This window comes from Oerskovia turbata (assembly GCF_000718325.1).
GTDB classification, from domain to species: domain Bacteria; phylum Actinomycetota; class Actinomycetes; order Actinomycetales; family Cellulomonadaceae; genus Oerskovia; species Oerskovia turbata.
The window spans coordinates 13,971-28,631 of the sequence record NZ_JOFV01000007.1; the positions used below are offsets into that span (position 1 = coordinate 13,971).

Here is a 14,661-nt window from a genome sequence, read left to right on the forward strand (position 1 = left end):
GCTGCCCATCCAGCCCTGGATCGGCTGGGTCAGCGCCGCCTGGGGAGCCTGAGGCGCCCGGGGTGCGCGGAGTGGTCGACGGAAGATGCCGGTCGTGGGGGTCAGGGTCGTGCCGAGCATGCTCGGCACCGCGGGTGGATCGGTGGGGAGCAGGGTCGAGACGTGCGTCCTACAGTGCAGGCAGGGCGCACGCGAGTCCCCGACTGGGCACGCGGGCACGACCGGGGAGGCACCATGACGCGAGCGGTGGTGACGGGGATCGGGGCGGTGACACCGCTGTCGTCGACGGCCCCGGGGACCTGGGGCGCCCTCGTGGGCGGGGACCAGGGCGTCCGGGTGATCACGGACGAGTGGGCACGCGACCTGCCCGTGCGGATCGCCGCGCGCGTCGACGACGCGTTCGCCGAACCGCTCGGTGTGCGCCTGCTGCGCCGCACCGACCGCGCCGAGCAGCTCGCGCTCGTCGCGGGCAGGGAGGCCTGGGCCGACGCCGGGAGCCCCGACGTCGACCCGACCCGCCTGGCCGTGGTGGTCGGCTCCGCGAACGGCGGCATCGCGACGACCCTCGCCCAGAGCCGCCTCTTCGACGCCCACGGCCACCGCCAGGTCTCCCCGCACGCCGTGACCATGCTCATGGCCAACGGCCCCGCGGCCTGGCTGTCGATCGACCTGGGCGCCCGGGCCGGTGCGCGGGCCCCGGTCAGTGCGTGCGCCGCCGGCAGCGAGGCCATCGCCACGGGACGCGAGATGATCCTGGCAGGCACCGCGGACGTCGTCGTGTGCGGGGGAGTCGAGGCAGGGGTCCAGGCGTTCTCCCTCGCGGCCTTCGCCCAGGCGCGGGCCATGTCGACGCGCAACGACGAGCCCGAGCGGGCCTCGCGACCGTTCGACGCGGCGCGCGACGGGTTCGTCATGGGCGAGGGGTCCGCGATCGTCGTCCTGGAGAACGAGGAGCACGCCCGGGCGCGCGGCGCACGCGTCCTGGGCGTCGTCTCGGGGGCCGCGCTCACCTCGGACGCCTACGACATCGTGGGCGGCGACCCCGAGAACCAGGCCCGCACCGTGACGCTCGCGCTGCGCTCGGCCGGGCTGTCGCCCCGCGACCTGGGGCTCGTCCATGCCCACGCGACCTCGACCCCCGTGGGTGACCGCAACGAGGCAGACGCGCTGCGCTCGGCCCTGCCCGACCCTCCACCCGTGACCTCGACCAAGGGGGCGACCGGCCACCTGCTCGGGGCCTCGGGATCGCTCGGCGTCGTCGTCGCGCTGCTCGCGCTGCGCGACGGCGTGGTGCCGCCCACGCTCAACGTCGACGACCTGGACCCCGCGATCGACCTCGACGTGGTGCACGGGACGGCACGGCCGACGAGGGCGCGTCACGCGCTGGTCGACGCGTTCGGGTTCGGCGGGCACAGCGTGAGCGTCGTGCTCTCTCGCGACTGAGGGACCGCGCGACCGATGAGTTCGCACGCCGGACTCGGTCCACCCGCCGGACAGATCGACACGAGCCACCAGGAGGTCGGCCATGGGCCGCGTAGTCGTCGTGAACTTTCTCAGCATCGACGGGGTCATCCAGGCGCCCCTGTCGCCCGACGAGGACCGTGACGGTGGCTTCGCGCACGGCGGCTGGGTCCCACCGCTGAGTGACGAGACGGTCGACGCGTTCATGCAGAGGGCGACGGTCGGCGCCGCGGGCCTGCTGCTGGGGCGCCGGTCGTACGAGATCCTCCGGGACGCCTGGGCGCAGGCGGACGACTCCGAGCCCGCGATCGCGGCCATGAACCGGATGCCGAAGTACGTCGTCTCCTCGACGACCTCGCTCGCCGACCTCACCTGGCAGGGCTCCCACCTGGTCGGCGGCGACCTGCCCCGCGCCGTCACGGACCTCACGGGCCGCACCGACGGCGACGTCGTCGTGCTCGGGGCCGGAACCCTCGTCCGGGCGCTCGCCGAGCACGACCTCGTCGACGAGTACCGCCTGCTGCTCTTCCCGGTCGTCCTGGGGTCCGGGAAGCGCATGTTCGACGAGCGCGCCCACCTCGCCCGCTTCACGCTGACCGAGAGCATCGTCACCCCCCGTGGGGTCGTCATCGTCACCTACGTGCGTGACGCGACGGACTGAGCGGGGCGCCCGGCGCGGACCCGGGCCGGTCTCAGCCCCTGCGGGCCCTCCTCGTCGTGCCGCGACGCGGCTGCTGTCGCTGCCCGCCGACGCGCGCGGAGACAGCGGGTCCGGTGGGCTCGTCGGCCGGGACCTCGGCTGTCGCGGGTCGGGACGCCCGCGCCACGTCCTGGTCGCCCGACGGCACGAGGCGACCGATCACGAGCTGCTGCCCGAGCCCCCACAGCGACGACGTCGCCCAGTACAGGACCACACCCACGGGGAAGCCCACGGCCACGACCGCGGAGACCGCGGGCAGCACGAACGCGAACGTGCCCTGCTGCCGTGCGAGCGGGCTCGTGGGGTCGACCGGGTGGGCGCGCGCACTCAGCCGCTGGGTCAGGACCTGCGCGGCGTACATCACGACGATCAGCACGGCGGGCACCAGGACCCCGGCCAGGCTGCCCGCCGCGGCACCGCCCGTGAAGGCTCCGGTCAGCGTCCCCGACAGGGGCGCGCCGAGGAGCGTCGCGGCGTCGGCCTCACGGACCAGGTCACCGGTCAGCGCCCCGACGGGCACCTGGCGGCCGATGCCCGAGAGCACCGAGTACAGCGCGAACAGGACCGGCGCCTGCACGAGAATCGGCAGGCAGCCCGCGAGCGGGTTGGCGCCGGTCCGCGCCATGAGCTCCTGCTGCTCGCGGCGGGCCGCGTCCCGGCTCGCCGGGTCGCTCTTGCCCCGGTACCTCTCCTGGATCCGGCGGATCTCGGGCGAGGCCAGGCGCATCGCCCGCATGCCCCTGACCTGGACGACGACGAGCGGGACGAGCACGAGCCTGACGATCACGACCAGGCCGACGATCGCGAGGCCCCACGCGGCACCCCCGGCAGGGTCGAGGCCGAGCGCGGTCAGCGCCGAGTGGAGACGGACGAGGATCCAGGCGACGACCAGCTGGATCGGGTGGACGAGCGTGGAGAGGGCATGGGTGAGGGCATCGACGACGGGCACGGTGGACTCCTGCGGGTGGAGGGGAGGGGGAGCGTGGAGCTCCCGCGCCAGTTCCGCAGGGACCGGCAGGGCCCCGGACCGACGACGGCTCGGGGCGAGTGCTGGAGGTTCAGGCGGCGCGCGGGAGCGGGCTCGCTCCCGGCGCTCGCGGCTGGGGCCGTCCGGGGGCCGTGGGGCTGTGCTGGCGCACGGGTGCGGGCAGCGGCACGGGCTCGGGGCCGACGGGCACCGCGAGCAGCAGCAGGACCGCGACCGTGACGCACGCGAGCGCGACGCCGAGCGCCCCGGCGGTGGCGGCGAGCGTCGCCGCACCGAGCAGGGAGAGGACACCGCCCAGGGACGACGTACCGAACGACTGCCCGACGGCGAGCGCGAGCACCGTCAGGAGCGGCACCAGGGCCACGGCCCGGGCCGAGGACGTCGTGGTCAGCCGGTCGTAGCGCACGCGCAGCGAGGTGCCTCCACGCGCGACACGGTCTGCCCGCACGTTCCCACCTCCTGCGCCCCGGTCGTCGGTCGTTCGTCCAGCCCAGGGTAGCGCTACGCCCGCGGCACGGGGCCCGCTCGACGCCCGCGTGCAGCCCCGTGACCTCCGCCCGTGGCCGCCCCGGTCGAGGCGCGGGGGACAATGGCCCCGTGGACCAGGACCCGATCGCCCGCCTGCTCGCCTCCCCGCCCGATCTCCCGGTCCGCCACCACCTGGCCGAGCTCACCGGTGCCGTCCGGGACCGGGGCGTCGCCGTGCTCCAGGCCCCTCCCGGCACGGGCAAGACGACCCTCGTCCCGCCGGCGCTCGCGGCCGCACTGCCCGCGGGGCGGGTCGTCGTGACCCAGCCGCGCCGGATCGCGGCCCGGGCCGCGGCGCGCCGCCTCGCGCACCTGCTCGGTGAGCCCGTGGGGCGCACGGTGGGTTTCTCGGTGCGCGGCGAGTCCCGGACGGGGCCGCAGACGCGCGTCGAGGTCGTCACGACCGGTGTCCTGCTGCGCCGCCTCCAGCGCGACCCGGAGCTGGCCGGGGTGGGCGTCGTCGTGCTCGACGAGGTGCACGAGCGTCACCTCGACGCCGACCTGACCCTCGCGCTGCTGGTCGACGTGCGGGCGACGCTGCGCCCCGACCTGGCCCTCGTCGCGATGTCCGCGACGATCGAGGCCGAGCGCACCGCGAGCCTCCTGGGCGACGAGCACCCCGCCCCGGTCGTGGTCGCGGACGGCAGCCTGTTCCCCGTCGAGGAGGTGTGGGCGCCCTCGCCCGGGCCGCGGCTCGACGAGCGCGGCGTGCCGCGCGCGTTCCTCGACCACGTCGCGGCGACCACGCGCCGGGCGCTGACCGAGCAGGCGGGCGACGTGCTGGTCTTCGTGCCCGGCGCGGGCGAGGTCGACGGCGTCGCGCGCCGCCTGGCCGGCGTCGAGGCCGACGTCCGTCCCCTGCACGGGCGGCTGCCCGCGCGCGAGCAGGACCTGGCCCTCGCGCCCGGGCCGCGCCGCCGGGTCGTGGTCTCCACGGCGGTCGCCGAGTCCTCGCTCACCGTGCCCGGGGTGCGGGTGGTCGTCGACGCGGGCCTGTCCCGGGAGCCGCGCACCGACCACCGACGCGGCCTCGCGGGTCTCGTGACGGTCCGCGTGAGCCGTGCGGCGGCCGAGCAGCGCGCCGGGCGAGCCGGACGTGAGGGGCCGGGGGCCGTGTACCGCTGCTGGTCGCCGGGCGAGCACGCCCAGCTCGTCGCGCACCCGACGCCCGAGATCCTCACCGCGAACCTCGTCGCGTTCGCGCTCGAGCTCGCGTGCTGGGGGAGCCCGGACGGGACGGGGCTCGCGCTCCTCGACCCCCCGCCCGCGGCCGCGATGACGGTCGCGCGCGCGACCCTCGAGGCCCTCGGCGCGGTCCACCCGGACGGGACGGTCACCCCGCGGGGACGCGAGATCGCGCGCGTCCCGGCCGACCCCCGGCTCGCGCGCGCCCTCCTGGACGCGAGCGACGTCGTCGGGCCGCGGCTCGCCGCCGAGGTCGTCGCCCTCCTGTCCGACGACGTGCGCGCACCCGGGGCGGACCTCGTCGCGGCCCTGCGGGGCGCCCGGCGGGGTGGTCCGGCGAGCGGGGCGTGGCGTGCGCAGGCCGAGCGGCTCCAGGGGCTCGTCGCCGCCCCGGGGCGCAGCCGCCGGGAGGACCTGAGCCTGGACCTCGCGGTCGGTCTCGTCGTCGCGCTCGCGCACCCCGACCGGGTCGCGCGCAGGCGGCCGAACGGGACCACGTACCTCATGACGTCGGGCACGGGGGCCGCGCTGCCGCCGGGCTCCCCGCTCGCGGGCTACGACTGGCTCGCCGTCGCGGACGCCGACCGCGACGCCAGCAGGCGCGACGCGACGATCCGGTCCGCCGCGCCCGTCGACGAGGACCTCGCGTACGAAGCCGCGTCCTCGGCCCTGCGCGAGGACGAGACCGTCACGTGGACGGACGGGCGCATCCAGGCGCGGCGCACCACCCGGCTCGGCGCGATCGAGATCGCCTCGCAGAAGGTCACCGACCCGCCCGCCGACCAGGTCGTGGCGGCGCTGCGGACCGGGCTCGAGCGCGAGGGGCTCGACGTCCTGCCCTGGCGCGAGCCCGCGCGCGAGCTGCGGCACCGCCTCGCGTTCCTGCACCGCACCCTGGGCGACCCGTGGCCCGACGTGTCCGACGAGGCCCTGCTCACGGGACTCGACGCGTGGCTCGGGCCCGACCTCGCCAAGGTCCGCAAGGCCGCCGACCTCCAGCGCCTCGACGTGACCAGCGCCCTGCGGCGCCTGCTGCCGTGGCCCGCCGCGGGAAGGCTCGACGAGCTGGCCCCCGTGCGCGTCGACCTGCCCCGGGGCCGCAGCGCACGCCTCGACTACACCGGCGACCAGCCCGTGCTCGCCGTCACGGTCCAGGACGCGTTCGGGTGGCGCGCCACGCCACGCGTCGCCGACGGGCGCGTGCCCGTGCTGCTGCACCTGCTGTCCCCGGCCAGGCGCCCCGCCGCGATCACCGCGGACCTCGAGTCCTTCTGGGGAACGGGGTACGCGCAGGTGCGCGCCGAGCTGCGCCGCCGCTACCCCAAGCACGACTGGCCCGAGGACCCCACGACCTGACCGGGCCCCCGGGGGAGCCGACCCGCCCGGAGTAGGCTGACGACGCGCCTGCCCGAGGAGGGGACCCGGTCCAGTCCCAGGGGGCCGCCGACACCCCCAGACACCCGCCGACACCTAGGAGTGCACCGTGGCGCTGCTGACCTGCACCGGCCTCATGTCCCTCGACGGCTACGTCGCCGACGCCTCGGGCGCGTTCGGGTGGAGCGCCCCCGACGAGGAGGTGCACGCGTTCGTCGACGACCTCGAGCGTTCCGTCGGGACGTTCCTCCTGGGACGCCGCGTCTACGAGGTCATGCGCGTCTGGGACGACCCCGCCATGCTCGACGACGAGTCGCCCGCCGTCCGTGACTACGCGCGCATCTGGCGCGACGTGGACAAGGTCGTGTACTCGACCACGCTCGACGACCCGGGCGTCGTGCGCACACGCGTCGAGCGGACCTTCGACCCGGTCGCCGCCCGCGCCCTCGTCGACGCCGCCGAGCGCGAGGTCGGCATCGGCGGCCCGACCCTGGCGGCGCAGGCGCTCGCGGCGGGGATCGTCGACGAGCTGCGCGTCTTCGTGCACCCCGTGATCGTGGGCGGCGGGACGTCCTTCTACCCCGCGGGCGTCCGGCTCGACCTCGAGGTCCTCGACGAGCGCTGCTTCGCGGGCGGTGTGGTCTACACGAGGTACCGCGTCGCACGCTGAGCCGTCGCCCCGTGCCCGGGCCGTGCCCGGAACCCGTCGCGCCGTGGGCCTCGTCACGTCGCGCGACTCCACCAGGCCGCCCGTCGGCCGCCCTGAGAAGGTGGGGCCATGCGCGCACACTCCGAGCCCCGGACCGAGCGACCCCACGACCTGGAGGACCTGCAGCACCGCATCGCGAGCATGGACACCCAGGAGGTCGTCGACGAGCTCGGGCGTCTGGGCGACCAGCGGCGCGCGGTCGCGTTCCGCCTGCTGCCCAAGGGGCGTGCGGTCGAGGTCTTCGAGGACCTCGACCCGGCGATCCAGGCCGAGCTCGTGGAGGCGCTGCGGTCGGAGGCGACCGCGGAGATCTTCGCGGCCCTCGACCCGGACGACCGGGCGTCGCTGCTCGACGAGCTGCCCGCGGGCGTCGCGGCCCGGCTCCTGGGCGGGCTGGGGCCCGACGAGCGGGCCCTGACGACCGCGCTGCTCGGGTATCCCGAGGACAGCGCGGGCCGGCGCATGTCGCCCCGGGTGGCCTCGGTGCGGCGCGGCACGAGCGTCGCGGGAGCCCTCGAGGCGCTGCGCCGGGCGGGCGACGACGTCGAGACGATCTACACCGTGCCGGTGCTCGGCGCCGGCCGAGTGGTCGAGGGCGTCGTGTCGCTGCGGCGGCTGCTCGTGAGCGACCCGGACGCCCTGGTCGAGGACGTCATGTCCCCGGCCGTGACGGTCGAGGCGAGGGACGACCAGGAGCACGCGGCCAACGTCGTGCGCGACGGCGGGTACGTCGCCGTGCCCGTGGTCGACCACGAGCGTCGCCTCCTGGGCGTGCTGACGGTCGACGACGCGATGCGCATCCTCGAGGCCGAGGACGACGAGGACTCGGCCCGCGTCGGCGGCTCGGAGCCGCTGCGCCGCCCGTACCTGAGCGTCTCGGTCCTGGGGCTGGTGCGGGCGCGCGTGGTCTGGCTCCTGCTGCTGATCGTCGCAGCGAGCCTCACGGTCGGTGTGCAGAGCTACTTCGAGGCAGAGCTCGACGCGGTCGTGGCGCTCGCGCTGTTCATCCCGCTGCTCATCGGTACGGGCGGGAACGCGGGGTCGCAGGCCGCGACGACCGTGGTCCGCGCCCTGGCGGTGGGCGACGTCCGTCGCGGTGACCTGCTGCGCGTCGTGGGGCGCGAGATGCTCACGGGGCTCCTGCTCGGGACGGTGCTCGCCACGGTGGGCTTCGGTCCGGCGGCTTGGGTCGCGGGCGTGCCGATCGCGCAGGTGCTCGCGATCACGGTCGTGGGTGTGTGCCTGCTCGCGACGACCGTCGGGTCGAGCATCCCGATCCTGGCGCGCCGCGTGGGCATCGACCCGGCGATCGTCGCGGCGCCCTTCATCTCGACGTTCGTCGACACCCTGGGGCTGGTCATCTACTTCTCGGTCGCGAAGGTGGTCCTGGGCATCTGAGGTCCTCTCGCGTCGGCGCTCGGTCCAGCGGCGGCTGCGCGCCACGGACCTGCCCGTCGTGCCCGTCCGTGCTCCCGGGGTGCAGGGAGACGAGGCGGGCGTGCACACCTCGCGGACGCCCCGTGCCCCGTGCCCCGCGCGACGTGAGACGGGACGCGGACGAGAGCGGCGCCGTCGGGCAGGACGGTCTTCCTGATGCCGACCACCTCACGCGCGGATACGTTCGCCCGGGAGGCGCGCACGGCGCCCACGGGCGAGAGGCGGGCACATGCCGACGAGTACCAGCGCCACCACGGCGACCACGGCACGGCGACCGTGGTTCGTGTTCGCGTCCCTTCACGGGTACCGCGGGGCGTGGCTGCGGAGCGACGTCGTCGCGGGCCTGACCGTGTGGGCCGTCCTGGTGCCCGAGTCGCTCGCGTACGCGACCATCGCGGGCGTCTCACCCGTCGTGGGCCTGTACGCCGCGGTGCCCTCGCTGATCCTGTACGCGGCGTTCGGCAGCTCGCGCCACCTGGTCGTGGGGCCCATGTCCGCGACCGCGGCGCTGTCTGCGAGCGTGGTCGCGGCCTTCCGGCCCGGCGACGACGCCGCGTTCGTCGCGCTGACCACGGCCGTCGCGCTCGTGACCGGCGTGCTGTGCCTCGTCGCGGGCATCGCGCGTCTCGGGTTCCTGGCCTCGTTCATCTCCGAGCCCGTGCTCAAGGGGTTCATCGTGGGCCTCGCGCTCACGATCCTCATCGGGCAGGTGCCCGCCCTGCTGGGCGTCGACAAGGGCGAGGGGAACTTCTTCGAGAAGCTCTGGGCGATCCTCACCGAGCTCGGCACCGCGCACCCCCTGACCGTGGTCCTGGGCCTGGGGTCCCTCGCAGCGGTCCTCGCGATCAAGCGCTGGCTGCCCAAGGTGCCGGGCTCGCTCGTCGTGGTCGGGATCGGGATCGCCCTGGTCGTGACGCTCGGGCTCGACGACGACGGCGTCGCCATCGTGGGCCCCATCCAGGCGGGCCTGCCCACGCTCGGCCTCCCGACCGGCGTCGACTGGAACGCGTACACCGACCTCGTCGGGCCCGCCGCGGGCGTCGTGCTCGTGGGCTTCGCCGAGGCCCTCGGCGCCGCCAAGGCGTACGCCTCGCGCGAGGGCTACGACATCGACGCCAACCGCGAGCTGCTCGGCATGGGCGCCGCGAACCTCGGCTCAGGGTTCGCGTCCGGGATGGTCGTCAACGGCAGCCTGTCCAAGACCGCGGTCAACGGCGGCGCGGGGGCCAAGAGCCAGGTCTCGGGCCTCGTCGCGGCCGCCCTGACCCTCCTGACCCTGCTCTTCCTCACGCCCGTGTTCGAGTCCCTGCCCGAGGCCACGCTCGCGGCCGTCGTCATCGCGGCCGTGATCGAGCTCGTCGACGTCAAGGCCCTGCGGCACCTGTACCGCCTCGCGACGCCGCGCGCCACGGCCCTGTACGGGGGAGCGGCCCGGCACGACTTCTGGACGGCGCTCGCGGCCATGGTCGGCGTCCTCGTCCTCGACACCCTGCCCGGCCTCGTGCTCGGGATCGTGCTGTCGCTGTTCCTGCTCCTCGGCCGCGCCTCGCGCCCCCACGTCGCCGTGCTCGTGCGCAGCTCGCACGGTGTGTGGGTCGACCGGGCGCGGCGCATCGCCACGGGCAAGGACGGGGGAACCAGCGTCGAGGGGGCGCTCGTCGTCCGCGTCGAGTCGGGCCTGTTCTTCGCCAACGCCGACACCGTGCGCGCGACCGTGCGCGCCCTGGCCGCGGACACCTCGCCGCGCGTCGTGGTCCTCGACGCCGAGACCGTGCCGTTCGTGGACGTCGAGGCCGCCGAGATGCTCGTGACCCTGGCCCGGGACCTCGAGCGGGTCGGTGCGCGCCTGGCTCTGGCCCGGGACGTCGGCCAGGTGCGGGACGTGCTGCGCGGCGCCGTCGGGCCGGACGACCTGCCACCCGCCTACCCCGACGTCGACTCCGCGCTGCGCGACCTCCTGCCCGCCGCGGCCGGGAGCACGGGCGAGGCCCCGGCGGACACGCCGCCCGCCTGACGCCCTCCTGCCCGACGCCGCCGCTCACCTCGCGCCGGCCCGCCGTCCTTCGCTCGCGGTCGGCCGGGCGCGGCACTACGGTCTGGTTGACCGGTCCCGCGAGCAGTCGCGAGGCCTGGAACGCGGCGCCGGACGGCGGCGCACGACGAGAGGAAGTGCCGTGGGTCCAGCCGTCGGTCAGTCCCTGCCCATAGCGGTCGGTGTCCTCATCAGCCCCATGCCCGTCGTGGCGGTCGTGCTGATGCTCGTCAGCAGGAAGGCGAAGGTCAACGGCTTCTCGTTCCTGCTGGGGTGGATCGTGGGGATCGCGGCCCTCGGGTCGGTCGTGCTGCTCGTGGCCGGGGCTGCCACGCCCGACGCGGCCGGGCCGCCCGCGTGGGCGAGCGCCGTCAAGATCGTCCTGGGGGTCCTGCTGCTTCTCCTCGCGCTCACGCAGTGGCGCGGACGCCCGCGCGATGGCGTGAGCCCGCAGACACCGCAGTGGATGAGCGCGATCGACGCGTTCACGCCCGTCAAGGCGTTCGGCCTCGCGGTCCTGCTCGGGGCGGTCAACCCCAAGAACCTTCTGCTCGTCGTCTCCGGAGCCGCGGCCATCGCCGCCGCGACGTCCCAGACGTCCGAGCAGCTCGGGGCGCTCGCGGTGTTCGTCGTCGTGGCGAGCCTCGGGGTCGCCGCCCCCGTCGTGATCTACCTCGCGATGGGGTCCCGGGCCGCGCCGATGCTCGGCGCGCTCAAGGCCTGGATGATCCAGAACAACGCCGTCATCATGGCCGTGCTGCTCCTGGTGCTCGGGGCCAAGATGATCGGGGACGGGATCACTGCGCTGTGAGCGACGCAGCGGGCGACGCAGCGGGCGACCAGCGGTGCCGCCGGCGACCCAGGTCCGCTCGTGCGCGATCTCCGCGAATAACCTTGCCCTGGCCCGGGGGAGGGCCGCTACTGTGGTGCACGTCCGGTCAGGAGGCCGGTCGCCGGTCGGGGCAGCCCGCACGGCGCTCGCTCCTGACCCGTTCTCGTGAGGCGCCGCTCCGGTGGCCCGCACGAGCTGACGCACACGAGACCGCGCCACAGTGGTAGCGCGGCGAGCCAGGCACATGAACCTGGCCACGACGGGGACCCGTGGTGTGCGTGGAGGTCCCAAGTCGCCCGGTCTGCAGTCGGGCGGCACCCCTGGAGAGGCATGTGCCAAGGACGGCGACGGGGCGCACCAGCGCCTCGTGGGGCGGGTTCGATTCCCGCCCTCTCCGCAGACGACGTGGGTGGCCACGGCGCCGAGGACCTCGGTGCCGCGGGTCGCAGACAGGGAGTCGGTCGATGAGCGAGGTCCTCATCTACAACCTGGGCGGCGGACAGGTCCTGGGCCGTGTCTCGCTCGGGCACGCGATCCGCATGCTGCACCGCCGGGTCGCGGCCGTGCGGGAGTCCGTGGAGGGGGAGACCTTCGGCCCCTACCAGCGCCCCGTCTCGGTCGAGCTGGTCCGTTATGTCCACTCCCGCTGGGTCTACGAGCGCACCGGCCGCGTGCCGTACTCGCGCGCCGCGCTCATGCGCCGTGACAAGTTCCGTTGCGGCTACTGCGGAGCTCCTGCGACGACCATGGACCACGTGGTGCCCCGGTGCCAGGGCGGCCCCACGACCTGGCTCAACGCCGTGGCGGCGTGCGAGCCGTGCAACAGCGCCAAGGCCGGCCGGACCCCCCAGGAGGCGGGCATGAGGCTGCGCTCGCGTCCGTTCGAGCCCGTGCTCGCCGACGTCTACCCGTACGGCAAGCGCTGAGCCTCAGGGCTGGGGGGAGTTCTCGACCCTGATGGTCCCGTCGTCGTCCAGGACCAGCCGGTGCGGGTCGCCCTCCGCGAGGACCAGGGCGTGCTCGAGCGCGAGCTGCGGCACGTCCAGGGCCCAGTCCGGCAGGTAGCGGTGCGTGCGCAGCGCGTCGAGGACCGGGCCGGGCGGGATGCGGCGGGACGTCAGGTCGGACACGACTCCATGGTCCCACGTCGGCGGTCGGTCTCTCGCGGTGCTCGTCTCCCGGAGGGTTGGTCCGGTGCGCGGGGCGGACTAAGGTGGGGCTCCTAGGAGTCAGGAAGCGGCCCCTCGACACGTACGTGCTGAGAGCGAGCCATCATGCCCACCGACCATTCCCCTCGCAGGCGTCGCCGCGACCCGCTCGCCGAGGCCTTGAGCCTCGGGCGAGCCCACCCCACCGGCCAGTACCGTGTCGACCTGCGCACCGGCGAGTGGTGGTGGTCCGAGGAGGTGTACCTGCTCCACGGGCTGGCCCCTGATTCCGTCGTCCCGAGCGCAGGCCTCCTCACCCAGCACAAGCACCCCGACGACCGCGACACGGTCCTGCGCGACCTGGCGCTGCTGCGCACGACGGGCCGCCCGTTCAGCGCCAGCCACCGCGTCGTGGACGCGCGCGGCCGGACCAAGAACGTCACGGTCACCGGCCAGGGGCGCCGTGACGCCTCGGGCGCCGTGGTCGAGGTGATCGGCATGATGATCGACACGTCCGCGGCGCACGAGGACGCGCTGCGGCGCGAGGTCACCCGTCAGGTCGCGGTCGGGCTCCAGGACCGCGCCGTCGTCGACCAGGCCAAGGGCGTCATCATGGCCTCGCACGGCCTGGACCCCGACGGCGCGCTCGACCTGCTCGTCGTGCACGCGAGCGAGAGCAGCCGGCGTCTGCCCGACGTGGCGCGCGAGCTGATCGACGCGATCGCCGCCGGCGGCGGGCTGGGCGGTCGTGCCAAGGACCGTGTCGACGCGTGTCTGGCGGCCCTCGAGCCCGGCAGCGTGAGCCGTCCGGGCGGAGCGCAGCTCTTCCGGCGCAAGGGAGCCGTCACGGGCTGAGGACGAACCTCCCGGTGCGGCCCGGCCGGCGCGCCCGTGACGGCGCGCCCGACCGGTGCCCCCAGCGCCAGGTGGGCTACGCCGTCGGGAACCGGCGCGTCTCGACGACCTCACGGGCGAGGTCGGAGAGCTTGACGTTGGTGTCCTGCGAGACCCGGCTGAGCACCGAGAACGCGCGCTGAGCGGAGAGCTGGTAGCGCTCCATGAGGATGCCCTGGGCCTGACCGATCACGGTCCGGGTCTGCACGGCGCTCGTGAGCTGCTCCTCGGTGCGCGCGGCGGTCAGGGCGGCTGCGGCGACCGCCGCGAACGTCGAGACGATCGACAGCGCCGTCGCGGGGAACGCCCCCACGGAGCGCGAGTACAGGTTCAGGGCGCCGTGCGACGTCTCGCTCGTGAAGAGCTGCACGCACAGCATCGAGCGCACCCCGAGGTCCTGGTGCACCTGGTCGGCCCACCGCTGCCAGCGCGGCTCCGACGCCAGGTCGTTGGTGCGCACCAGGTCGGTCTCGCGGATCGCGTCGAGGCACGGCCCCTCGTTCAACGCGTACTGGAGCTCGTCGCCGCGCCGGGCGAGGTCGTGCGACGCGGCAGGCGTCTCGATGCTGCCCTTGCGGGTCACGAGCGAGATCCCCGCCGCGTCGCACCCCTCGACCATCGCGACCGCGAGCTCCACGGTCCGGTCGAGCGTCTCCTGGAGGCTCGGCTCCTCGGCGAGCGTCCGCGCGGCCGACGCGATCGAGGACTCGATGGCGGTGGCCGGGGTCGCTCCCGTGCCGTACTCGGCGCTCGTGGGGACGGCGAGGGCGTCGTCCTTCGTCTGCTGCACATCCTGCGTCATGCTGCGTTCCCGTTCGTGCTCGGGGGCGGCCGGTAGCCGGCGCCCGATCGCGCCGTTCCTCCGCCTGTCGAGGACAACGCTACGCGGTACGCGGCCCACCGTGTCACGCGGCGGTGCACCGGGTGGGGTGTCTGCGGCGCAGCGGTCACGCGTCCTGCAGGTCCGCCGTGTCGCGGGCACCGACCGAGACCTGCCCGCGCTCGATCGCGGTGACGAGGTCCGAGAGCCGCACGATGCCCACCAGGTCCGGCCCGACCATGACGGGCAGGCGCAGCAGGGCGTGGCGCTCCATGATCCGCACGGCCTCCCGGGCCGGGTCCTGGGGGCTGAGGACCACGAGGTCCTCGGTGCACAGCTCGCCCACGGGATGGTCCGGTGAGGCGTCGTCGGCCAGCGCCCGCACGATGCTGCGGTCGGTGAGGATGCCCAGGACGTCGCCGTCGTCGAGCACGACCGCGTCGCCCGAGTCGTCGTCGATCATGGTGCGTGCGGCCTGAGCGACGGTCGCGGTGCGCTCGACCGTGCAGAACGTCGTGGACATGAGCTGTGCGATGGTCGTCGGCATCGTCGC

The 14,661-nt window shown here is 75.0% G+C and carries 14 protein-coding genes; 9 read left to right on the top strand and 5 right to left on the bottom strand.

From position 1 onward, the window contains the following. The first annotated feature begins 234 nt into the window (after window positions 1-234). On the top strand, window positions 235-1,443 hold the full coding sequence (locus IE95_RS0109005; protein WP_030151293.1) for a beta-ketoacyl-[acyl-carrier-protein] synthase family protein: 1,209 nt from the start codon (window positions 235-237) through the stop codon (window positions 1,441-1,443). An 82-nt stretch (window positions 1,444-1,525) separates the two neighbouring features. Further along, complete coding sequence (locus tag IE95_RS0109010; protein WP_030151294.1) at window positions 1,526-2,122, top strand: dihydrofolate reductase family protein; 597 nt, start codon at window positions 1,526-1,528, stop codon at window positions 2,120-2,122. A gap of 31 nt (window positions 2,123-2,153) precedes the next feature. Here IE95_RS0109010 and yidC read toward each other — a convergent pair whose 3' ends face one another. After that, window positions 2,154-3,110 carry a membrane protein insertase YidC gene (gene yidC / locus IE95_RS0109015; protein WP_051702937.1) on the bottom strand — a complete coding sequence of 319 codons (957 nt, stop codon included), beginning with the start codon at window positions 3,108-3,110 and terminating at the stop codon, window positions 2,154-2,156. 109 nt (window positions 3,111-3,219) lie between these two features. Continuing rightward, a complete protein-coding gene (locus IE95_RS20655) occupies window positions 3,220-3,597 on the bottom strand; it encodes a hypothetical protein (RefSeq protein WP_030151296.1) in 378 nt (125 codons plus the stop codon). Between the two features lie 149 nt (window positions 3,598-3,746). On the opposite strand from IE95_RS20655, the gene hrpB reads away from it, so the two are divergent. The 6 genes from hrpB (at window position 3,747) to IE95_RS0109050 (ending at window position 12,172) form a co-directional block, all read left to right on the top strand. Then, entirely contained in the window at window positions 3,747-6,218 is a 2,472-nt protein-coding gene (gene hrpB, locus IE95_RS0109025) for an ATP-dependent helicase HrpB (RefSeq protein ID WP_206053307.1), read from the top strand. Between the two features lie 127 nt (window positions 6,219-6,345). Continuing rightward, window positions 6,346-6,906: a dihydrofolate reductase family protein gene (locus tag IE95_RS0109030; RefSeq protein ID WP_030151298.1), complete on the top strand. Its 561-nt coding sequence runs from the start codon at window positions 6,346-6,348 to the stop codon at window positions 6,904-6,906. Window positions 6,907-7,014: 108 nt separating this feature from the next. Further along, window positions 7,015-8,343, top strand: coding sequence for a magnesium transporter (gene mgtE / locus IE95_RS0109035; protein WP_030151299.1), 1,329 nt, complete (start codon window positions 7,015-7,017; stop codon window positions 8,341-8,343). A gap of 268 nt (window positions 8,344-8,611) precedes the next feature. Then, on the top strand, window positions 8,612-10,396 hold the full coding sequence (locus tag IE95_RS0109040; RefSeq protein ID WP_051702938.1) for a SulP family inorganic anion transporter: 1,785 nt from the start codon (window positions 8,612-8,614) through the stop codon (window positions 10,394-10,396). A 160-nt stretch (window positions 10,397-10,556) separates the two neighbouring features. Continuing rightward, entirely contained in the window at window positions 10,557-11,225 is a 669-nt protein-coding gene (locus tag IE95_RS0109045) for a GAP family protein (RefSeq protein ID WP_030151301.1), read from the top strand. 485 nt (window positions 11,226-11,710) lie between these two features. After that, window positions 11,711-12,172 (top strand): HNH endonuclease, encoded by a 462-nt coding sequence (locus IE95_RS0109050; RefSeq protein WP_030151302.1) that lies wholly within the window; start codon window positions 11,711-11,713, stop codon window positions 12,170-12,172. Window positions 12,173-12,175: 3 nt separating this feature from the next. Here IE95_RS0109050 and IE95_RS0109055 read toward each other — a convergent pair whose 3' ends face one another. After that, window positions 12,176-12,376: a hypothetical protein gene (locus IE95_RS0109055; RefSeq protein ID WP_030151303.1), complete on the bottom strand. Its 201-nt coding sequence runs from the start codon at window positions 12,374-12,376 to the stop codon at window positions 12,176-12,178. Between the two features lie 144 nt (window positions 12,377-12,520). On the opposite strand from IE95_RS0109055, the gene IE95_RS0109060 reads away from it, so the two are divergent. After that, window positions 12,521-13,249 (top strand): PAS and ANTAR domain-containing protein, encoded by a 729-nt coding sequence (locus IE95_RS0109060; protein WP_051702939.1) that lies wholly within the window; start codon window positions 12,521-12,523, stop codon window positions 13,247-13,249. A 76-nt stretch (window positions 13,250-13,325) separates the two neighbouring features. Here IE95_RS0109060 and IE95_RS0109065 read toward each other — a convergent pair whose 3' ends face one another. Together IE95_RS0109065 and IE95_RS0109070 are read right to left on the bottom strand one after the other, a co-directional pair. After that, on the bottom strand, window positions 13,326-14,090 hold the full coding sequence (locus tag IE95_RS0109065) for a GAF and ANTAR domain-containing protein (protein WP_084690035.1): 765 nt from the start codon (window positions 14,088-14,090) through the stop codon (window positions 13,326-13,328). Between the two features lie 145 nt (window positions 14,091-14,235). Continuing rightward, a complete protein-coding gene (locus tag IE95_RS0109070; RefSeq protein ID WP_030151306.1) occupies window positions 14,236-14,655 on the bottom strand; it encodes a CBS domain-containing protein in 420 nt (139 codons plus the stop codon). Window positions 14,656-14,661 lie beyond the last annotated feature (6 nt).

Excerpts from the sequence above, each read along its gene's own strand:
- IE95_RS0109005 (WP_030151293.1), top strand. The coding sequence starts at position 235 with ATGACGCGAGCGGTGGTGACGGGGATCGGGGCGGTGACACCGCTGTCG.
- IE95_RS0109010 (WP_030151294.1), top strand. The coding sequence starts at position 1,526 with ATGGGCCGCGTAGTCGTCGTGAACTTTCTCAGCATCGACGGGGTCATC.
- mgtE (WP_030151299.1), top strand. The coding sequence starts at position 7,015 with ATGCGCGCACACTCCGAGCCCCGGACCGAGCGACCCCACGACCTGGAG.
- IE95_RS0109040 (WP_051702938.1), top strand. The coding sequence starts at position 8,612 with ATGCCGACGAGTACCAGCGCCACCACGGCGACCACGGCACGGCGACCG.
- IE95_RS0109050 (WP_030151302.1), top strand. The coding sequence starts at position 11,711 with ATGAGCGAGGTCCTCATCTACAACCTGGGCGGCGGACAGGTCCTGGGC.
- IE95_RS0109060 (WP_051702939.1), top strand. The coding sequence starts at position 12,521 with ATGCCCACCGACCATTCCCCTCGCAGGCGTCGCCGCGACCCGCTCGCC.
- IE95_RS0109065 (WP_084690035.1), bottom strand. The coding sequence starts at position 14,090 with ATGACGCAGGATGTGCAGCAGACGAAGGACGACGCCCTCGCCGTCCCC.
- IE95_RS0109070 (WP_030151306.1), bottom strand. The coding sequence starts at position 14,655 with ATGCCGACGACCATCGCACAGCTCATGTCCACGACGTTCTGCACGGTC.